The organism is Nonomuraea sp. NPDC054003 (assembly GCF_055585125.1).
On record NZ_JBVJKR010000001.1, the window covers coordinates 129,368 to 149,872 of the forward strand.

The window sequence follows — 20,505 nt, forward strand, 5'->3', positions numbered from 1 at the left end:
AGCCATATCCATGTCTGCTACCGCGAAGGACCAGATCCTCGCCTTCGTCCGCGAGCGTTACCCGCAGGCGGAGATCGACGCATCGCAGGACATCTTCGCCCTCGGCTTCGTCAACTCGCTGTTCGCGATGGAGCTGGTGATGTTCGTGGAGAAGACCTTCGAGCTCACCATCCCCAACGAGGAACTGCGGATCGACAACTTCCGCACCGCCGAGTCGATGGCGAGCCTGGTGGCCAAGCTCTCGGCCGACCTGGCCGCCGCGTGACGCTCACCGACCCGGCGCCGGCCCTCGGGACGGGCGCCGGGCAGGTCACCGACCGCCGTTCGGCCCGCGCGTTCGTCGACACGCACGTCGTCCCGTACGCCGACGCGTACGACCGGGCGGGCCGCGTCCCGGAGGAGCTCATCGAACGGGTCGCCGAGGCGGGCCTGTGGGCGCCCTTCCTGCCGCCCGGCTCGGGCGGCGCCGGGATGGACATGGTCACGCTGGGGGAGGTCCACGAGGAGGTGGGGCGCGGCTGCTCCTCCCTGCGCAGCCTCCTCACCGTCCACACCATGGTGGCGTGGACGGTGCAGCGGTGGGGCACCGCCGCCCAGCGCGAACGGTGGACGCCCGCACTCGGCAGCGGCGACGTGCTCGGCGCGTTCTGCCTGTCGGAACCCGGCGCAGGCAGCGACACCTCGGCGATCACCACGACCGCCGTCGAGTCCGGCGGCGGCTGGGTGCTCAACGGGGTCAAGAAGTGGACCACGGGCGGCCAGCGGGCGGACCTGTTCCTGGTGTTCGCCCGCACGGCCGCCAGCATCGGCGCCTTCCTGGTGAGCAGGGACGCGCCGGGGGTCCGGGTCAAGCCCATCGACGACATGCTCGGCACCCGCGCCTCGATGCTGGCGGAGATCTCCTTCGACGACGTCGTGCTCGGGCCGGACGCGCTGCTCGGCCCGAGCGGCTTCACCGCAGGCATGGTGCTCACCGGGACCCTCGACCTGGGCCGCTACAGCGTGGCGGCGGGGTCGCTGGGCATCCTCCAGGCGTGCCTGGAGGCGTCCTCCGCGTACGCCGCGCACCGCAGGGTGGGCGGCTCGGCGCTGCGGGAGCTGCCGCTGATCCAGGCCAAGCTGTCCGACATGGTGACCGACGCGCGAGCGGCCAGGCTGCTGCTCGCCGAGGCCGGCCGCCTGAAGGACGCCGGCGACTCGGCGACGCTCATGGCCACCTGGATCGCGAAGTACTTCGCCTCCACGGCCGCCGTGCGGCACGCGGCCGAGGCCGTGCAGATCCACGGCGCCAACGGGTGCAGCCCGGACTTCCCGGTGGCGCGCCTGTACCGCGACGCCAAGGTGATGGAGATCATCGAGGGCAGCAACGAGATCCAGCGGATCACCATCGCCGGCCAGGCGGAAAGGGAGAAGACGACATGTCCGTGACAACCGCGGTCACCGCCGCGGCCCCGCTCCCGGAGAAGCCGAAACAGGGCCGCATCAAGTGCATCGTGTGGGACCTCGACAACACCCTGTGGAACGGGGTGCTCCTGGAGGACGGCGACGTCACCGTACGGCCCGCCGTCGTCGAGCGGATCCACGAGCTGGACCGCATGGGCATCCTGCACTCCGTCGCCAGCAAGAACGACAGGGACGCGGCCATGGAGAAGCTGCGCGCCCTCGGGCTGGAGGAGATGTTCCTCTATCCGCAGATCAACTGGAACCCGAAGTCCGACTCCATCCGGCACATCGCCAAGGCGCTCAACCTCGGCCTGGACGCCTTCGCGTTCGTCGACGACCAGGAGTTCGAACGCGCCGAGGTGGCCCACGGGGTCCCCGAGGTGACCTGCGTGGACATCCTGGAGCTCGACGAGGCGCTGGCGCGGCCGGAGTTCCGGCCGCGCTTCGTCACCGACGAGTCGGCGTTGCGGCGCGGGATGTACCGCAGCCAGATCGCCAGGGACGAGCTCGAAGGCGATTTCGTCGGCACGAACGAGGAGTTCCTGGCCGGCCTGGAGATGTCCTTCACCATCGCGCCCGCCAGAAGGGAGGACCTGCAGCGGGCCGAGGAGCTGACGGTGCGCACCAACCAGCTGAACTCCACCGGGCGCACCTACTCCTACGAGGAGCTGGACGCGCTGCGGGAGTCGCCGGACCACCTGCTCCTGGTGGCCTCGCTCACCGACAGGTTCGGCGGCTACGGCAAGATCGGCCTGGCCCTGGTGGAGAAGGGCGAGGACGCCTGGTGGCTGCGCATGATGCTGATGTCGTGCCGGGTGATGTCGCGCGGGGTCGGCATGGTGCTGCTCAACCACATCCTCCGGCTGGCGGTGGACGCGGGCGTGGCCGTACGGGCCGACTTCGTGGAGACCGGCCGCAACCGCATGATGCAGATCACGTACGCGTTCGCCGGGTTCGGCGAGGTCAGCAGGGACGGCGCGCACGTCGTGCTGGAGGCCGACCTGACCGCGGTCCAGCCGCCGCCCGCGTACGTGAGAGTCGAGATCGTCGAGTGAGGGACCGAGATGACCGTCTATGACGAGACGACCGACGGCCTGCTGACCAGCTGGCTGCCGTTCCGCGCCCTGACCGGCGCGGAGCCCGGCGCGCTGCCGCTCTACTGCCTGCCGCACGCGGGCGGCTCGGCGTCGGCGTTCCGGCTGTGGCAGCGCGAGCTGCCGGGGATCGCGGTCCAGCCGGTGCAGCCGCCCGGACGGGAGAGCCGGCACAAGGAGCCGCCCTACCTGCGGATGGAGCCGCTGGTCTCCGACCTGGCCGACGCGGTGCTCGCCGACGTCGACCTGTCGGCGGCGGGCCACAGGTACGCCCTGTACGGGCACAGCCTGGGCGCCATCGTGGCCTTCGAACTGGTCAGGGAGATCAGGCGGCGCGGCGGCCCGCAGCCCGTGCACCTGTTCGTCTCCGGCTCCGACGCCCCGCACGTCACCTACGAGGGCGGGCCGCCGGTGCGCGAGATGACCAGGGCGCAGGTGGTCGCGCTGCTGCGCAAGCTGGGCGGCACGCCGGAGTGGCTGCTGGCCGACCCGGGGGCGCTGGAGATGATCCTGCCCGCCGTGCAGGCCGACTTCACCGTCAAGGAGACCTACCAGTACACGGACGAACCGCCGCTGGCCGTGCCCATCACGGCGATGCCGAGCGGCGCCGACCCGCGGGTCGCGCCGGCGAAGGTGGCGGCCTGGCGGGACCAGACCGCGGACGAGTTCGCCCTGCACCCCTTCGACGGCGGCCACTTCGCGGTCTTCGAACAGGCGGCCCGCACCCGCGGCATCGTGGCGGAGGCGCTGCGACCGTGGGTGTGAAGGCGCACCGGGCCGGTCCGGACGGAGGCGCTGCGGCCGTGGGTGCCACGGCTTGGCAGGCTGGTCTGGACGGAGGCGTCGCGGCGGTGGGTGCCACGGCTTGGCGGGCCGGTTCGGACGGAGGCGTCGCGGCGGTGGGTGCCACGGCTTGGCAGGCCGGTCCGGACGGAGGCGGCGCGGCCGCGGGCGCGCGGGTCCGGCGGGTCGGTTCGGATGGAGGCGCTGCGGCCGTGGGTGCCACGGCTTGGCAGGTCGGCCCGGACGGAGGTGTCGCGGCCGGTGGTGCTCGGGTCTGGCAGGCCGGTTCGGGCGGAGATGGCGCGGTGGGTGCGCGGGTCTGGCGGGTCAACGTGGACCGTCCGGAGCGGCCGGGATGGTGGCACTGCCTGTCCGCCGCCGAGCGTGAGAAGGCCGCGGCGCTGGCCGAGCCGCTCGCGCGGCGGCGGTACGTGGCCGCGCACGCGGCCCTGCGCGCGGTCCTCGGCGAGCTGTGCGGCGTGCCCGCCGCACAGCTCGCCTTCGGCACCGACGCGTCGGGCCGCCCGTGCCTGCGGAGCTCGGGGGGAGGGTCCGACTTCAATCTGAAGGGCTCGGGGGGAGGGCCTGACTTCAACCTGGAGGGCTCGGGGGAAGGGCCCGACTTCAACCTGGAGGGCTCGGGGGAAGGGCCCGACTTCAACCTGTCCCACTCCGGGGAAGTGCCGGACTTCAACCTGTCCCACTCCGGGGAGTGGGCGCTGATCGCGGTGGCGGCGCCGGGCGGCCGGGTGGGGGTCGACGTGGAACGCGTCCGGGACGACTTCGACCATCTGGAGATGGCGCGGCGGATGTACCAGCCCGAGGAGGCCGCCCGGGTGTGCGCGGCCGGGCCCGGCGCGGGCCTGGCGGAGTACTTCCGGCTGTGGACGGCCAAGGAGGCGTACGTCAAGGCGAGCGGGGCCGGGCTGGCCGGGCTGCGCGACGTCCTCGTGCGCCCGGAAGCCGGCACGTGCGCCGAGAGCCGGGGAGGGAGCGCGCTCTCGCGTTCCCTCCCCGGCTCCCAGGTTCCCGTCCGCTGGCTGGACGTCGCTCCCGGCTACGCCGCGGCGCTGGTCACGACCGCTTCGACACCGGCACCACGTACCGGCTGAAGACCAGGTCGCGCAGCACGTCGTCGCCGCCCTCCACGATCGAGACGTACCTCATGTCGCGCAGCAGCTTGCCGATCACCGCTTCGTGGGTGTAGCCGAGGCCGCCGAACATCTCCGACGCCGCCGAGGCGATCTGCCACCCGGTCTGGCCGCAGAACATCTTCGTGGTGAGCGCCGACTTCAGCGTGCCCACCCGCATGAACTCCTCGCCGGCGTCGGGCCGGGCCGCGATGGCGTCGTAGGCGCGGGCCGCGGCCAGGCACTGGTTGGTCATGACCTCGATCTGCATCTCGAACTGGCCGAGCCGGCCGGCGAACACCGCGTTCGCCGTCAGCGGGGCGCCCTTCACCGACTTGGACTTGCCGTACTCCATGCACACGTCACGGATGCGGCGGGCGATGCCCAGCGCGGTCGTGGCGATCAGGATGCGGCTGGCGTTCAGGCCGATCTCCAGCAGGCGCAGCCCGTTCCCGCGCAGGACGTTGCCCGCCGGGACCCGGACGCCGGACAGCGACACCTGGTAGGTCGCCGAGGAGCGCAGCCCGATCACGTCCCAGCGCTTCTCCACGGTCACGCCGGGCGCGTCGCCCGGCACCAGCACCGCCAGGTAACCGGACGGGTCGTCGGCGGCACGGGCGATCACCACGAGGAACCGCGCGAAGGCGGTGTTGGTGGAGAACGCCTTCTGCCCGTCCAGCACCACGGTGTCGCCCTCGCGCCGCGCGGTCGTGCCGATCCTGGCCAGCTCGCTGCCGGCCGCGTGCTCGCTGCCCAGCGTGGCGGCGAAGCCGCCGCCGGCCAGCCCGCCGAGGTGTTCCTTGCGCAGCTCCTCGCTGCCGTACCACTGCACCATGCTCGTGGTGAGCACCGGGATGAACAGGGTGAACGCCACCCCGGCGTCGGCGTAGGCCAGCTCGGAGGTGATCCTGACGCTCTCCTCCAGGCCGAGGCCGAGCCCGCCGTACTCCTCGGGCAGCCACCAGCCGGCCAGCCCGGTGCCGCCGAACCGCTCGTACAGCGGCAGCGGCGCCTCGGCCAGCGAGTCGAGGTAGGCGTCCTTGCCGGTCAGCTCCCGCCGTACGAAGCCCTGCAGGGCCCGGAGGTGGTCGGGACGGTTCATCGCCTGGTCACTCCTCTTCGTCGCGGGCGTCGAGCAGCTCGGCCAGCTGCCGCACGGTCGGGCACTCCAGGAGCCCGGTCACCGGCACCGACGCGTTCAGCGTCTTGCGGATGCGGGTCGTCAGCTCGATCGCCAGCAGGGAGTGCCCGCCCAGCTCGAAGAAGTTGTCCAGGGCCCCGATCGGCTCGATGGCGAGCACCCGCGACCAGATCTCGGCGAGCGTGGCCTCGGTGCCCTCCCGCGGCTCGACGTAGGGGTTGTTCAGCTCGGGGCGCGGGTGGCGCTCCTGGTCGTCGAGGTCCTCGCCGGCCTCGTGGATGTCGCCGGTGACCCACTGCGCGATCCTGCTGTCCAGCGAGCCGGTGGAGATGACCAGGTGCCCGACGCGGTCGGCGGCCGACAGCGCCCGTTCGAAGACGTCCACGCCCTCGGCGGGGGCCATCGCGAAGTCGATGACCGCGCCGCTGTGCCCCTCGACCCGGTCGGGGTCGATGTTCCAGGTGTCCCAGTCGACCGTGACCCAGCGCGCCCCGCCCGCGGTGCGGGTGGCGCGGACGTACGCGTCCAGCGCGGCGTTGGCGGCCGCGTACGGCGCGAGCGTCATCCCGCCGAGCACCGCCGCGATCGACGACAGCGTGATCCGGCGGTCCTGGCAGTGGTCGCCGAGCACCTTCTGCAGCACGTGGAACCCGTTCACCTTGGCGGCCAGGTGGGCGTCGCACTGCCGACGGTCCATGAGGTGGGCGAAGTTGAAGTACGCCCCGTCCTGCACGCCCGCGCCGTGCACCACCACGTCGATGCCGCCGAAACGCTCGACGGCCCGCTCGACGACGGCCCGCATCGCGTCCTCGTCGGCCACGTCGGCCGAGACGGCGAGCACGGTGGCGCCGCGTTCCTCCAGGTCCCTGATGTTGCGGATGTGCCGGGCCGTCCGGTCGCCCGGCGGCGCCGAGGCCAGGTGGTCGTCCCATCCTTCCCTGGGCGGCAGTTCGCTGCGGGCGGTGAGGACCAGGCGGCAGCCGTACGCGCTCGCCAGGTGCCGGGACAGGACCAGGCCGACGTCGCCGAGGCCGCCGGTGATGAGCACCGTGTCGCCGTCGCGGAACGGCCGCCGGTCCGGCTCGGGCGCCTCGATCGGGTACTGCTCGTAGTGCCGCACCCAGGTGTCGTCGCCGCGGATCGCGACCGGTCCCTCGTACGGGCAGACCGCCGCGGCCAGGATGCGGGCCGCGGCCGCCGCCGGGTCGAGGCCGCCGCCCACGTCCACGGCGCGGCAGCGCAGCCGGGGGTTCTCCTGGGCGAGGCTGGGCGCGAGCGCCCCCAGCGTGGCGTGCTCGGGGTGGCGCAGGTCGGCCCCGGCCACGCTCACCGCCTCGGGGGTGAGCAGGACCAGCTCGGCGCGGGGGGCCGAGCCGGTGTTGTCGATCAGCTCCCTGGCCAGCGCCAGCACCGAGGAGAAGCCGCGCCGCTGCTCGGCGGCGAAGTGCGCCACCGGGTCGTCGTCCGGTCCCGCCTCCTCGGCGGCCAGGCTGAACCCGTGCACGATCGCGCGCGGGGCGGCCACCAGCGAGTACATCAGCTCGGCGATGTCGTCGGCGGTGCCGATCCTGACGGTGAAGTCGCCGGCGTCGTCCTGCTCGAACCGGTCGCCGGGACGCACCGTCGTCACCTCGGCCCCGGCCTCGACCAGCCGTCCGACCAGCGCCTCGCCGTGCGGGCCGGCCGCGAACACCAGCCAGGGGCCCGCCTCGCGCAGCCGCTCGTCCAGGCCCGCGACGGACAGCGGCCGCTGCCGCCAGCCGGGCAGGTACGTCCACCGCGCCCTGTCGAACGTCTTGCCGGTGCCCACCTGGGCCTGCGCCTGGTCCTTGGGCGGGTTCACCCAGTACCGGCGGCGCTGGAACGGGTAGGTCGGCAGCTCGACCCGCCGCCCGGCCCCGCCGTGCAGCTTGACCCAGTCGACGGCGGCACCGGCCTGCCAGAGCCGCGCCACGGCGCCGAGCACCCACCCGGCCGCACCCACCCCGTCACCAGTCCTGTAGCCCGCCGCGTCACCTGCTCGATCGCCTGCCGCGTCACCAGCCCTGTAGCCCGCCGCGTCACCTGCTCGATCGCCTGCTCCACCGCCCGCCCGGTCGCCGGGCGCGACGGTGACCGTCTCGGCCGCGTCCTCGTCGTCGGTCACGTTCACGCCGATCCCGCGCAGCCCTTCGGCCAGCGCGGCCAGCGCCTCCGCGCGTCCCGGCTCCCGCGCCCCGCCCTGGGGAGAACCGGGGCGCAGCACCGCGCCGGCCGCCGCGTGCAGCTCGGCCCACCACTCCTCGGGTACGCCGGAGTCCGGCGCGACCAGCCGCACCCGGGGGTTGCGCCGCTGGGTCTTGCCGTCGATCCAGCGTTCCGGGTCGCCGAGCGCGGCGACGGCGTCCTCGCGATCCCGGCACACCACGGCGCGCCGCCGCGCGAAGCCGCCGCGCGAGACCTGGAGCGTGAACGCCACGTCCGCGAGGTCCTCGCCGTCACCGGTGCCGAGGTGGTCGCGGAGCCGCTCGGTGAGCGCGGTCAGCGCGCCGTCGTCGGCGGCGGAGAACACCAGCAGGTGAGGGCCCGGCCGGGGAGGCCGCGCCGGCCGGAGCGGCGCCTGCTCCAGCACCACGTGCGCGTTGGTGCCGCCGAGCCCGAACGAGCTGACCCCGGCGCGGCGCGGGTGCGGGCCCGCGGGCCAGGGCCGGTGCTCCTTCAGCACGGTGAAGCGGTCGTGCGCGGTGGCCAGCGCCGGGTTCGGCGTCTCGTAGCCGGGGGTGCCGGGCAGCAGCTCGTGCTTGAGACTGAGCGCCGCCCGCATCAGCCCGGTGACGCCGGAGGCGCGATCCAGGTGGCCCAGGCTCGGCTTGACCGACCCCAGCACGCACGGCGTCTCGCCGGCCTGGGTGAACACCCGGTTCATCGCCGCCAGCTCGATGGAGTCGCCCAGCATGGTGCCCGTCGCGTGGCACTCGACGTAGCCGACGGTCTCGGGCTTGACCCCGGCCACGCCCAGCGCCGACTCGATCACCTCGGCCTGCCCGTCCACCCCGGGCGCCGTGTAGCCGGCCCGCAGCCGGCCGTCGTTGTTGGACGCCGAGCCGAGGATCACCGCGTGGATGACGTCGCCGTCCGCGAGCGCGTCGGACATGCGCTTGAGCGCGACCGCGCCCGCGCCGCTGCCCATCACGGTGCCGCTCGCCTCGGCGTCGAAGCTGCGCACCCGCCCGTCGGGCGACATGATGCCGCCCTGCTCGTACAGGTAGCCGGACGGCTGGGGGAGCGGCGTGAACGCGCCGCCCGCCACCGCGACGTCGCACTCGTACGTCAGCAGGCTCTGGCAGGCCAGGTGCACCGAGACCAGCGAGGTGGAGCAGAACGTCTGCACCGACACGGCCGGCCCGCGCAGGCCCAGCTTGTAGGAGACCAGCGAGGCCAGCGAGTCGCGCTCGTTGCCGATCGCCGCCAGCAGCGCCCCGCCCGGCTGGGCGGACAGGTGGCGGATGTTCTGCACGATGTAGTCGGGGAAGCCGCAGCCGCCGAACACCGCGACCTGGCCGGGCACGTCGGTGGGGCAGTAGCCCGCGCTCTCCAGGGCCTCCCACGAGCACTCCAGGAACAACCGGTGCTGCGGGTCCATCATCTCGGCCTCGCGCGGGTTCACCCCGAAGACGGTGGCGTCGAAGGTGTCCAGGCCCTCCAGCGGGCCGCCGACGCGGACGTAGCGCGGGTCGGCCAGCATCCCCGGCTCGACCCCGGCGTCCCGCAGCTCCTCGTCGGTGATCGTACGCAGGCCCTTGACTCCGGCGAGCAGGTTGCGCCACAGGCCGGCGACGTCCGCGGCGCCGGGGAAGCGGCCGGACATGCCGATCAGCGCGACCGCGGAGTCGTAGTCGGTTTCAGTCATGAGGTCCTTCCGCTCCTGAGCATGTTGCGTCGCTGGGCGATGCGGGATCGCTGCTGTTCACGCTCCTCCGCCGGCGGTTCCCCGGACTCCTGGCCCGCGCGGGCCGCCTCGGCGAGCGAGGCGATGGTGGGCGCCTGGTAGAGGATGTGCGGAGGCAGGTACGACAGCTCCAGCGCCCGCCTGACCTCGGCGATGATCTCCATCCCGAGCAGCGAGTTGCCGCCCAGCTCGAAGAAGTTGTCGTGCACGCCGACCTGCTCCAGGCCGAGCGCCTCGGACCAGACACCGGCGATGGTCTCCTCGGTGGGCGACTGCGGCTCCACGTACGCCGTCGACAGGTCGGGTCTCGGGTGCCGCCCGAAGGCGTCCCTGATCTTCTTGACCGTCGCCTGGTGGCTCTCGATGGACGACTTGCGGCTCATCGCCACCATCGGGGCGAAGTCCTGCGTGGAGGCCACCACGTGCCGTTCGCCGCTGGCCAGCACCCGCAGCAGCGTCTGCCAGCCCTGGTCGAAGGTGAGGCCGAAGTTCTCGCGGTACCACTCGAAGTACTGCTTGGAGCCCTCGTCGTAGTTGTCCAGGCCGTCGGTCCAGCCGTTCCAGGTCCACTCGCACCAGTCGATCGAGGTGACCGCCACGCCGGGCAGGGTCCCGGCCAGGGCGAAGGAGTCCAGGAAGGCGTTGGCCGCGCAGTAGTCGACCTGGCCGGCGCCGCCGCCGGTGGCCGAGGTGGTGGAGGAGAACAGCGCCAGGAAGTCCACCGGCACCTCGCGCAGCACCCGCGCCAGGGCGAGGGTGCCGCCGACCTTGGGTGCCAGCACCCGCTCCATGTCGGCGACGGTCTTGAACTGCATGAGCCCGACCGCGGGCACCCCGGCGCAGTGCAGCACGCCGTTCAGCTCGCCGAACCGCTCGATCGCGGCGCCGACCGCGCGGCGCACGTCCTCGACCTTGGACACGTCGCCGGCGGCGGTGAGCACCTCGACGCCGGACGCCTCCAGACGGCGCAGGCCCTCCAGGCGCCTGCGGACCTCGCCCGCGGTGCTCTCCGCGCTCAGGATGGCGTCCCACTGCTCGCGTGGCGGCACCGGCGTGCGGCCGAGCAGCACCAGCCGCGCCTGGTACTGCTCGGCCAGCCGTTCGGCCATCGCCAGCCCGATGCCGCCGAGACCGCCGGTCACCAGGTAGACGCCGCCGCGCCGGACGCTCGCCGCCGGGGCGGCCGCCTCGATCACCGAGGCGTCCAGCGCCTCGTAGTCGGGGATCCAGCGGTGGCCGCCGCGCAGCGCGACGACCTGGTCCTCGGGCTCGGCCCGCAGTTCGGCCAGCAGAGCGGCGCCGCCGCCGGCGTCGAGGTCGATCAGCCGGGTCCGCACCCTCGGGTACTCCACCGGGATCAGCCGGGTCGGGCCGAGCAGGGTGCCGCGCTCGGCGTGCACCGCCTCGCCCGCGTGCACCCGGTGGCTGCCCGCCGTGACGATGTCCAGCGACCATCCGGGCAGGCCGAGGTCACCGGCCGCGCGGGCCAGCGCCACCAGTGTGTACAGGCCGCGCCGCAGGCACTCCTCGGCCGGCGGGTCCTCGGGGCGCGGCGCGGCGTCGTCCGCCGTCCACAGGTGCACGACCCGCTCGGGGAACCAGTCGCGGCCCGCCAGCTCGCGCAGCGCCGTCAGGGTGTCGTCCGGTGAGCCGGGGCGCAGCCGGAAGCCGTCGGGGCCGCTCTCGTAGCGCTCGCCCGGCCGCACCAGCACGACCTCGCGGCCCTGCGCCGCCAGGTGGGCCAGCAGCGGCGCGGCCAGCGTGTCGGCGAACCCCTCGTCGGTGTAGACCAGCCAGCGGGCGGCCTCCTCGGCGCGGGCCGGCCGCGTCGTGGTCTGTCGCCAGGTGGGCAGGTGGATCCAGCGGGTGTCGGGCAGCCTCGGGTACGCCTTGGCGATGCTCGTCGGATCGCTCTCGTCGAACGCGGGAGTCCCGCTCGCCAGCGCGCTCTCGTCGATGTCGAGCCAGTACTCCTGGTGCTCGAACGGGTAGGTCGGCAGCGGCACCCGGCCGGGCGACCAGCCCGCGTCGTCGTGCAGCGCGGCCCAGTCGACGGGCACGCCGGTCAGCCAGAGCTTGCCGACGGCGGTGGCCAGCGCCGCGCCGGCGTCCTGCGGGTCGTTGGCGGCCGGCAGGGTGGTCACGATCAGCGGCCACTGGGCGCGGTCGCAGCCGGGGTGGCCGCGCGTCAGCGCGCCCAGCGACTGCCCGGGGCCGATCTCGGCGAGCGCCAGGTCGGCGCCGAGCACGTGGCCGAGCCCCTGGCCGAACTCGACCGTCTCGCACATGTGCCTGGCCCAGTAGCCGGGGTCGCCCACCAGCTCCGCGGTGGCGAGCTCGCCGGTGACGTTGCTGACGTAGGGCAGCTCGGGCGCGCGCAGCGTCACGTTCTCCTTGATCCAGGCGGTCAGCTCCTCGGCGAGCGGAGCCAGCATCCGGGAGTGGTACGCGTGCGTGGTCTCCAGCCTGCGGTGGCCGATCCGCGCCTCCAGCAGCAGCGCGGCCGCCGCCTCCACGGTCTCGGCCGGGCCCGCGAGCACCACCTGCGAGCCGGTGCGCACCGCCACGTCCAGGTCGCGCATGATCGGCTCGCCCAGCACGACGCGCAGCCGGCGCTCGTCCGCGGAGATCGCGAGCATCGCGCCCTCGGGCTGCGAGGCGATCAGCCTGGCCCGGTGGGCGACCAGCCGCACCGCGTCGGGCAGGGACATGACACCCGCCAGGCAGGCTGCGACGTACTCGCCGAGGCTGTAGCCGATCATGATCTCCGGCGTCAGTCCCCAGCGGATCAGCTGCCGCGCCAGCGCGTACTCCGCGACGAAGATGGCCGGCTGGACCAGATGGGCGTCCGTCGTGGACGCCGGCGCGGGAGCGGCCCTGCCCAGTAGCCCGGCCAGGTCGCCGGCCGCCCGGTCGCGCTCCGCGGGCACGAACACGTCGGACAGCTGCGCGGCCTCGGTGAACCCGAGCACGGCCAGGCACTCGTCCACGTCGGCGCGGAAGGCGGGCTCCTCGGCGTACAGGGAGGCCACCATGCCGGGGTACTGCTCGCCCACCCCGGCGATCAGGAAGCCCACCTTCCTGCCCGTCGTCGCGTCGTTGCGTCCCAGCGGCCCGGCCGGGTCGGCGAGCCGCCCGGCGGCCTCGCCGGTGGAGCCGGCGACCACGAACCGGCGGTGGTTGAAGACCTTGCGGCCGACCTGCAGCGTGTACGCGACGTCGCCGAGGTCGTCCGGCGCGTCCGCCAGCCGCCCGGCGAGCCTGGCGCACGCCTGCTCGGCGGCGGCGGCGGACCGCGCCGACAGCGGCAGGATCTGCCAGCGGCGCGACCGGGTGGTGCGCTCGGCGGGCAGGGGCGCCTCGGTGACGATGGCGTGCGCGTTGGTGCCGCCCATGCCGAGCGAGCTGATGCCGGCGATGCGCGGCCGGTCGGGGGTGCGCCGCCAGGGCGTGGTGCCGGCGGTGACCCGGAACGGGCTGTCGCCGAAGTCGATCTCGGGGTTCGGGGAGCGGTAGTGCAGGGTGCCGGGGATCAGCTCGTTCCGCAGCGACTGGACGACCTTGATCAGGCCGGTCACGCCGGACGCCCTGTCGAGGTGGCCCACGTTGGGCTTGATCGAGCCGAGCACGCAGTACTGCTTCTCCTTCGTCGGCCCGAAGGCCCTGGTCAGCGCCGCGACCTCCATGGGGTCGCCGACCTCGGTCGCGGTGCCGTGCGCCTCGACGTAGGAGATGTCGGACGGGTCCACGCCCGCCTTGGCGAGGGCGGCGGAGACGCAGCGGCGCTGGCCGTCGATGCTGGGCGCCAGGTAGCTGAACTTCATCGCGCCGTCGTTGTTGATGGCCGAGGCGCGGATCACGGCGAGCACGGTGTCGCGGTCGGCCACCGCGTCCGACAGCCGCTTCAGCGCCACGACCGCCGCTCCGTCGCCGAACATGCTGCCCCGGCCCTCGGCGTCGAAGGTCCGCACGTGCCCGTCGGGCGACTCCTGCCCGCCTTCCTCCCACAGGTAGCCGGTGCGGTCGGGGATGCGCACGGACACGCCCCCGGCCAGCGCCATGTCGCACTCGCCGCGGCGCAGGCTCTCGCTCGCCAGGTGCACCGCCACCAGGGACGTGGAGCAGAACGTCTGCACGGTGACGCTCGGCCCGCCGAGGTCCAGCCGGAAGGAGACGTTCGTGGCCAGCGAGTCCTTGTCGTTGCCGATCATCAGGGCGGAGGTGTCGATGCCCATCGCGAAGGCCCGCAGGCGGGTGAGCAGGTAGCCGCTGATGTTCATGCCGGCGAAGACGCCCACGGTGCCGCGGCCCTCGGGGGCGGCGTAGCCCGCCGACTCCAGCGCCTCCCACACGCATTCCAGGAAGATGCGCTGCTGCGGGTCGGCCAGGGTCGCCTCGCGCGGGTTGTAGCCGAAGAACCCGGCGTCGAAGCCCCGCACGTCGTCGAGGACGGGCCGTAGCCGGACGTAGTTGGGTTGCTGGTAGACCGCGGCGTCGACCCCGGCGGCGGAGAGCTCCTCGTCGGTGAACCGGGTGAAGGACTCCACACCTGTGCTGATGTTGCGCCAGAACGTCTCGACGTCGGACGCGCCGGGGAAGCGGCCGGCCATGCCGACGATCGCCACGTCTCCCGCGCCCGGTGGTCGGTGCTCATCCATTCGACGTGCCCCTCTTCACTGAAGTCGCCATTGCTTACTCGCCTCAGATCAGCCCGCCGCGGCCCCAGCCGCGGGCCAGCCGCCGGGCCGCGAACGCGCCCGCCGCCAGGCCGATCGCCAGCAGGATCGCGGCGGACGGCAGCATGCCCGCCAGGTCGCCGCGCACCGCGGCCTGCATCAGGTTCAGCGCCCAGTAGCCGGGCGAGGCGGGCGCCACGAGCTGCGCCCACTCGGGCATCAGGCTCAGCGGCACCAGGGCGCCGCCCAGGGAGCTGAGCGTCAGCGCGCCCACGTCGCAGATCACGCTGAGCTCGCCGTGGCTGCGCACGATCGCGGCGAGCAGCGCGCCGAGCGCGAGCAGCGCGAAGGCCCAGATCAGGATCGCCGCCAGCACGTAGTGCGGCGCGCTGGGCACGGGCAGCCCGATGACCAGGCACCCGTACGTCAGCAGCAGCACCTGCTGCACCACCATGATCGCGAAGATCGGCAGGATCTTGCCCACCAGCAGCTCGGCGGCCGCGGCCCGGCTCACGCGCAGCCTGTCCCAGGTGCGCCAGGTGCGCTCGGACAGGATGGCGTTGCCGGCCAGCGAGATCGCGAACACCGAGAACATCACCATGAGTCCGGTGGACACCTGGGTGGCGCCCCCGTCGACCGCCCGCACGTACAGGGGCTTGAGCACCAGCATGAGGACCATCGGCATGACCACGTAGCTGATCGCCTGGCCCGGGTCGCGCAGCCGGATGATCGTGTTGTGCCTGGCCATCGCGGAGATCCGGTAGAGCGCGTCGAACGCGCCCGCCGGGCGCGGCACGCTGTCAACAAGCATCGTGGACCGCCAGGGATCTGTAGAGGTCGTCGAGGGACGGGTGGCGCACGTCGACCGAGCTGATCGGGCGGTCGAGGCGGCCGAGCAGCTCGATCAGCGTCGCCGTGGGCTCGGTGGTGGAGACGGAGATCTCCTCCTCGTCCTCCAGCGTCACCCGGACCTCGCCCGGCAGGTCCTTGGCCAGGTCCTCGTAGGTGCCCCTGGCGATGACCCGGCCGTTCTGCGCGACCGCGATCGTCGCCTGCAGCTCGGTCAGCTCGGGGAGGTAGTGGGTGGTGTAGACGACCGCCGCGCCCTCGCCGGCGCGCTGCTTGACCACGTCGAGCATGGCCTGCCGCGTCTCCAGGTCGGCGCCCGCGGTCGGCTCGTCGAGCAGCAGCAGGGCCGGCCGGTGCACGAGCGCGGTCGCGGCCTGGGTGCGCCGCTGCTGGCCGCCGGAGAGCTTCCCGGTCCGCCTGTCCATGATCTCCGAGAGCCGCAGGATGCCGGCGAGGTCGTCGATGGCCGCGCTCAGCGCCGCCGGCCTCAGCCCGGCGAGCCTGCCGAACAGCTCCAGGTGCTCGCGCACCGTGACGGAGGGATAGAGGGCGATGTGCTGGGGTGCGACGCCGACCTGGCCGCGCGTGGCGGACGGCGGTTTACCGTCAATGGTCACGTGACCGCTGTCGGGGCGGATCAAATCGGAGACGATTTCCACAAAGGTCGTCTTGCCCGCACCATTGTGCCCGACCAGTCCCACGATTTCACCGGCTGCCACATTCAGTGTGAATCCGTCGAGGGCTTGCACCGTGCCGTACCGCTTGACGAGATCGGTTACCACCAGCAATGTGTCACCTCCTCAGATGCCACACCATTAGGATTTGAATAATCCGATATACGCGATCGCCGGATGTTCCCTCTCACGATAGCCACGAACGCGGGCATGGCCGGTGGCAACAAGTTGCCGCAAAAAGCGGTCAACGGCCGTCGATTCCGGCCCGGCATCCTTACTGACTAATCTGACAAATATGCGTGTGGGCACCCTGATCGCATCCGGGCACGACTGCCTCGTCTTCGAGGCGGGCGCGGGCAAGGTCGTCAAGCGTTCCAGGCACGGACGCAGCCTGGAGCAGGAGGCGTCGATCATGCGCCACGCCCGCAGGAACGGGATCCCGACGCCCGAGGTCTTCGACGCCGACGGGCCCGACCTGCTGATGGAGCGCCTGGAGGGCCCGAGCCTGAGGGAGACGGCGCTGCGGCGCCCCGACCGCCTCGCGTCGTACGGCCGGCTCCTTGCCGAGCTGCTGCGCACGGTGGCGCGGGTGCGCGCGCCCGGCTGGCTCCAGGGCGCCGGGGGCTGCCCCGGCAACCGGCTGCTCCACCTGGACCTGCATCCCGCCAACGTCATCGTCACCGCCGCCGGGCCGCGCATCGTCGACTGGGCCAACGCCGCCAGGGGAGCGCCGGGCGCCGACGTCGCCTGCACCTGGCTCATCCTCGCCACCACCGCCGTGCCCGAGGCGCCGGTGCCGAACTGGCAGGAGATCATGCTCGGCGCGTTCCTGGACGCCGTCGACGTCGCCGCCGCGCGGCCGTACCTGCGCGTGACCGCCGCCCGATGGCGCGCGGACCGCGCCATCGAGCCGGCGGAACAGGCCGAGATCGACGCCTTCCTGTCCGGCGGGAAGCTCTGGGCCGAGGGAGGCAACAGGATGAACGAGCAGCCAGGGGCGCCCGCCCGCTACGAGAAGGTCCGGGGCACGTGATCGTGGAACCGCGCCCGGCCTCACCCGCCGACGGGGAGACCGCATCCCCCGCGCGCCGGAGCGAGCTCGACTCGATCCGCGTGCTGGTGGTCGTCGGGCTGGTGTTCTTCCACGCGGCGCTGGTCTTCGACGCCTCCGACGACTTCTACGTACGCAACGCCGAGACCACCGGGGCGTCCATCGTCGTCTCCGCCCTCGGGGTGGTGTGGGCGATGCCGATCCTCTTCCTCATCGCGGGCTTCGGCGCCTGGCACTCGCTGCGCCGCCGAGGTCCGGCGGGCTTCACCGCCGAGCGGCTGCTGCGGCTGGGCGTGCCGCTGGTCTTCGGCACGCTCACGATCGTGCCGGTGCCGCAGTGGCTGCGGCTGCGCGCCGATCCCGGCTACCACGAGTCCTACCTGGCCTTCCTGCCGCGCTTCTTCGAGGCCCGGTTCGACCTGGCCGAGTTCCCCTTCGTGCTGCAGGGCGAGCACTTCGAGACCGGGCACCTGTGGTTCATGCTGCTGCTGCTCGTGTTCGCCCTCATGCTCGCGGCCGTGGCGCGCTGGTTCCCCGCCGGCCGGGCCCGCGCGATCGGCGACCGGCTCGCCGCCGTCGCCGCCGGGCGTCGCGGCGCGCTGCTGGCGGCCGCGGTGCCGGTGTCGCTGCTCAGCGCGCTGGCCGGGCTGGAGCAGGAGTACGCCGGGTGGAGCCGCTGGGCGTACCTGCTGTTCTTCTGCTACGGCTTCGTGCTCGCGGCCGACGACCGCTTCCGCGCCGCGATCCGCCGCGACGCGCCGCTGGCCGCCGCCGTCGGACTGGCGCTGCCCGTGGTCGGCCTGCCCATGTTCCTGCTCGCCGGCGGCGACCCCTTCACCGACCTGACCCCCATGGCCGCCGTCGCGCGTGCCATGTACGGCGCGGCGGGCTGGTGCCTGCTGGTCGGCATCCTCGGCCTGCTCGACCGCCGCGCCGCCGCCCGGCCCCCCGCCACGCGCCCGCGGGGCGGGGCCCGCCGCCGCGTCTACGCCTATCTGGCGGCGGGCGTGCTTCCTCTGTACGTGCTGCACCAGCCCATCGTGGTCGCGGTCGCGTACGGGGTGGTCAGGCTGGACGCGCCGATCGCCGTCAAGTATCCGCTGATCGTGGCCGCGTCCCTGATCCTCACGGTGGTCGCCTACGACCTCCTGGTACGGCGCACCCGGGTCACCCGTTTCCTGTTCGGCATGCGCGACGGACGCTGACCCCGATCACCTTTTGTCGGGTGTTCACCTGACACGCCGGCATTCGCGCAGTCCGTAGGCTCTGCTGCGGTGCGGGGGGTTGACGGCGGAGCGTGCCCGCCGGCCGAGAGACCGTCCGAACCGCTCAGCCGCTGGACGATTCGCGAGAGGTCCCGATGTCCACCCCATACCCGCCCTCCTACGGACAGGGCCCCGGTGCGCAGGGTATGCCCGGTGGGCCTCACGGACACTCCGGCGGTTTCCCGCCGGCCGGAGCAGGGGGACCGGGCGGCGGCCCCGGGGGACGGCACGCCGGGCCGGGAGGACCGGGCGGCGCGCCGGGGGGACGGCACGCCGCGCCGGGGGGATGGCACGGGGGACCGGCCGGGCCGGGCGGGGCCGGTGGGGGGTGGCGGCCTCCGCCGCCCAGAGGGGGCGGGAAGGGCCCGCTGATCGCCGTACTCGCCGGGCTGGCTGTGATCATGCTGATCGGCGCGGTGGTCGGCGGCTGGCTGCTCCTCCGTCCAGACGACGGCGGACGGCCACCCGGCGCCTTCGAGCGCGAGGACCGCCTCCCGACACTGAAGCGCAAGCCGACGCCGTCGGTCGCGCCGGTGAAGCTGCGGGCGATCACCGGCGATCAGCTCTGCGCGGCCGTGCCGGACGCCTTCCGCAAGAGCCTGGTCACCGACGGCAGGTACGGCGGGAAGGACGCGTCCACCGGGGCGGCCACCGAGAGCGAGAAGCGGGCGGCCTGCTCGTGGAGCGACAACAAGATGGACGTCGGCGGCGGCGTCCTCGGCCACCGCAGCCTGAGCATCTCGGTGGAAGCCCGGAGCGGCGAGCGTGAGAACGCCGTCGAGCGGGCCAAGCGCCGGTTCGCCGACGACAAGAAGGCGCACGAGCGGCGGGTCAACGTCCGGGACGGCAAGCGGGTCGACGGCAGGACGTCCGGCTCCGCGTTCGGCGAGCTCACGCAGTTGCAGTACGGCGACGAGTCGTACAGCCAGAGTTCGATCGGCCACAGCGGGCTCAAGGCCGCCGTCCACATCCGGCAGGGTCCCTGGCTGATCAAGGTCGAGTACGGCGGTAGCAACAGGAGCGGCGCCAAGTACCCCACGGGCGACGAGGTGCGGGCCGCGGCGAACAAGGTCGCCGAGCACGTCACCGCCGAGATGGCCAAGGACGCCGGCAAGGTGAGGATCGACGGGCCGTGCGGGATCCTCACGGTCAAGAACGTCGAGTCGGCGTTCTTCCCCGCGGTCTCAGGACCGTCCGTCGGCACCAACGACGGCAGGATCAAGCAGACGGCCTGCACCTGGAACATCCGCGAGCAGGTCAAGCACGAGCCGGGTCAGGAGTACACCGCCCGTGGCGGCGAGCTGACCGCCCGCGTGGTCGACTGGGGCGGCGGCGACACCGGATCGGCCTTCCAGTTCGACCGCGACGCCAAGAAGTACGACCGCTACCGAGCCCAGGGCGGCATCGGCAACGAGGTGACCCACACGACCTTCGAGGCCCGCGAGGAGATCTCCGGCCTCGGCGAGAAGGCGTTCGCCGTGGAGTCGGCCACCACCAGGCCGAAGGAGCCGGACCGCAAGCCCACGCGGGAGATCCTGGTCAAGGTGCTGTCCGGCGAGAAGACGATCGAGTTCACCTTCAGGGGTACGACGACCGGCGGGGGCGTCGTCGAGGCCCCGGGCTACCAGGAGCCGGTCTTCGACCCGGCCGCCGCGCGCAAGGCCGTGATGGAGGTGGCCAGGCCTTTCGTCGACGGCGTGAAGTGACCGCCGGCGCGGGCCGTGCCGGTTGCGCGCTGGATAGGCGCCGCGATCCGTGGCCCGGTAAGGGCTCCGGCCATGAGGCCGTACCCGCCCGCGGCGGACTGTCGGGCACGCGTCACGGCCAGTAAGGGGCGGAGCGCCGGGCGGCGGAGACGACGGTGGCGCCGTCGAGTTCGGTGAAGGTCAGGCCGATGCCGCCGAGCGGCCATTCGACGGCGAACTCGAAGGGCTCGGCCGGGGGCAGCGGCCACAGCCACAGGGCCATGGAGTTGCCGGCGAGGTCATGCCCGCCGCGCATGGCGCCGCCGACGGGGAGCCAGGAGAGCAGGGGGCCGGCGGGCGGGCCCTGTCCGGGCAGGATGTGCCCGTTCGCCTCGATGGTGGTGGCCTTGGCGCCGCCGGGGTAGCGGACGCCGAACCGCAACAGCCGGTCGGGCAGCCGGTCGCCCGACGACCTGATGCGGGCGAAGGGGTAGAGGGACATCTGGAGGTCCCAGAAGGCCTGGGGGGAGAGGTCGCCCTGCCGCAGCACCACCTCGACGTTCAGCAGGCAGCCGGTGGAGAACGCGCGGATCGTCGAGAGCGCGACGGCGACGTTCGGGCCGCGGGCGAGCACCCGGTCGGCCGTCGTCGCGGCGCCCAGCTCCGTCCCGGGCGGCGCGGACCAGGCGGGGAGTGCCGGGCGCGGGGGGCTCGTCAGCTCCTCCCGCGCCGGTGGCGGCTCGAAGAACATCTCCTGATCGTACGCGCCGGGCCGTGAAAGGCCTA

14 protein-coding genes are annotated in these 20,505 nt (G+C 73.2%); 8 read left to right on the forward strand and 6 right to left on the reverse strand.

Annotated elements, in window-relative coordinates:
* Positions 1-10: 10 nt before the first annotated feature.
* The 5 genes from ACZ6YG_RS00485 (at position 11) to ACZ6YG_RS00505 (ending at position 4,432) form a co-directional block, all read left to right on the forward strand.
* Complete coding sequence (locus ACZ6YG_RS00485; protein WP_148030049.1) at positions 11-265, forward strand: acyl carrier protein; 255 nt, start codon at positions 11-13, stop codon at positions 263-265.
* Positions 262-1,428, forward strand: coding sequence for an acyl-CoA dehydrogenase family protein (locus tag ACZ6YG_RS00490; protein WP_466016799.1), 1,167 nt, complete (start codon positions 262-264; stop codon positions 1,426-1,428). The genes ACZ6YG_RS00485 and ACZ6YG_RS00490 overlap by 4 nt, the downstream gene beginning before the upstream one ends.
* The gene (locus tag ACZ6YG_RS00495) at positions 1,419-2,498 is read left to right on the forward strand and encodes an HAD-IIIC family phosphatase (RefSeq protein ID WP_466016800.1); all 1,080 of its coding nucleotides are present in this window, start codon (positions 1,419-1,421) and stop codon (positions 2,496-2,498) included. Before ACZ6YG_RS00490 ends, ACZ6YG_RS00495 begins: the two co-directional genes overlap by 10 nt.
* Positions 2,499-2,507: 9 nt before the next feature.
* The gene (locus tag ACZ6YG_RS00500; RefSeq protein ID WP_148030052.1) at positions 2,508-3,302 is read left to right on the forward strand and encodes a thioesterase II family protein; all 795 of its coding nucleotides are present in this window, start codon (positions 2,508-2,510) and stop codon (positions 3,300-3,302) included.
* Between the two features lie 323 nt (positions 3,303-3,625).
* Positions 3,626-4,432: a 4'-phosphopantetheinyl transferase family protein gene (locus ACZ6YG_RS00505; protein WP_187281022.1), complete on the forward strand. Its 807-nt coding sequence runs from the start codon at positions 3,626-3,628 to the stop codon at positions 4,430-4,432.
* Here ACZ6YG_RS00505 and ACZ6YG_RS00510 read toward each other — a convergent pair.
* The 5 genes from ACZ6YG_RS00510 to ACZ6YG_RS00530 are packed head-to-tail and all read right to left on the reverse strand — an operon-like array spanning position 4,395 to position 15,826.
* Positions 4,395-5,552: an acyl-CoA dehydrogenase family protein gene (locus ACZ6YG_RS00510; protein ID WP_219547799.1), complete on the reverse strand. Its 1,158-nt coding sequence runs from the start codon at positions 5,550-5,552 to the stop codon at positions 4,395-4,397. The two genes, ACZ6YG_RS00505 and ACZ6YG_RS00510, sit on opposite strands and share 38 nt — an antisense overlap.
* Before the next feature lie 7 nt (positions 5,553-5,559).
* A complete protein-coding gene (locus ACZ6YG_RS00515; RefSeq protein WP_466016801.1) occupies positions 5,560-9,480 on the reverse strand; it encodes an SDR family NAD(P)-dependent oxidoreductase in 3,921 nt (1,306 codons plus the stop codon).
* Positions 9,477-14,177, reverse strand: a complete 4,701-nt coding sequence (locus ACZ6YG_RS00520) for a type I polyketide synthase (protein ID WP_148030056.1) — start codon at positions 14,175-14,177, stop codon at positions 9,477-9,479. The genes ACZ6YG_RS00515 and ACZ6YG_RS00520 overlap by 4 nt, the downstream gene beginning before the upstream one ends.
* A 43-nt stretch (positions 14,178-14,220) precedes the next feature.
* The gene (locus tag ACZ6YG_RS00525; protein ID WP_148030057.1) at positions 14,221-15,006 is read right to left on the reverse strand and encodes an ABC transporter permease; all 786 of its coding nucleotides are present in this window, start codon (positions 15,004-15,006) and stop codon (positions 14,221-14,223) included.
* The gene (locus ACZ6YG_RS00530; protein WP_315970644.1) at positions 14,996-15,826 is read right to left on the reverse strand and encodes an ABC transporter ATP-binding protein; all 831 of its coding nucleotides are present in this window, start codon (positions 15,824-15,826) and stop codon (positions 14,996-14,998) included. Before ACZ6YG_RS00530 ends, ACZ6YG_RS00525 begins: the two co-directional genes overlap by 11 nt.
* 187 nt (positions 15,827-16,013) lie before the next feature.
* Between ACZ6YG_RS00530 and ACZ6YG_RS00535 the strand changes: the two genes are divergently transcribed.
* From ACZ6YG_RS00535 to ACZ6YG_RS00545, 3 genes are all read left to right on the forward strand, one after another.
* The gene (locus ACZ6YG_RS00535) at positions 16,014-16,751 is read left to right on the forward strand and encodes a phosphotransferase (protein ID WP_148030059.1); all 738 of its coding nucleotides are present in this window, start codon (positions 16,014-16,016) and stop codon (positions 16,749-16,751) included.
* Positions 16,748-17,974, forward strand: coding sequence for an acyltransferase family protein (locus ACZ6YG_RS00540; RefSeq protein ID WP_466016802.1), 1,227 nt, complete (start codon positions 16,748-16,750; stop codon positions 17,972-17,974). The genes ACZ6YG_RS00535 and ACZ6YG_RS00540 overlap by 4 nt, the downstream gene beginning before the upstream one ends.
* A gap of 461 nt (positions 17,975-18,435) precedes the next feature.
* Positions 18,436-19,740 (forward strand): hypothetical protein, encoded by a 1,305-nt coding sequence (locus ACZ6YG_RS00545; protein WP_466016803.1) that lies wholly within the window; start codon positions 18,436-18,438, stop codon positions 19,738-19,740.
* A 112-nt stretch (positions 19,741-19,852) separates the two neighbouring features.
* Here the strand turns inward: ACZ6YG_RS00545 and ACZ6YG_RS00550 are convergent, their stop codons facing one another.
* Positions 19,853-20,470 carry a hypothetical protein gene (locus tag ACZ6YG_RS00550; RefSeq protein WP_466016804.1) on the reverse strand — a complete coding sequence of 206 codons (618 nt, stop codon included), beginning with the start codon at positions 20,468-20,470 and terminating at the stop codon, positions 19,853-19,855.
* Positions 20,471-20,505: the final 35 nt, after the last annotated feature.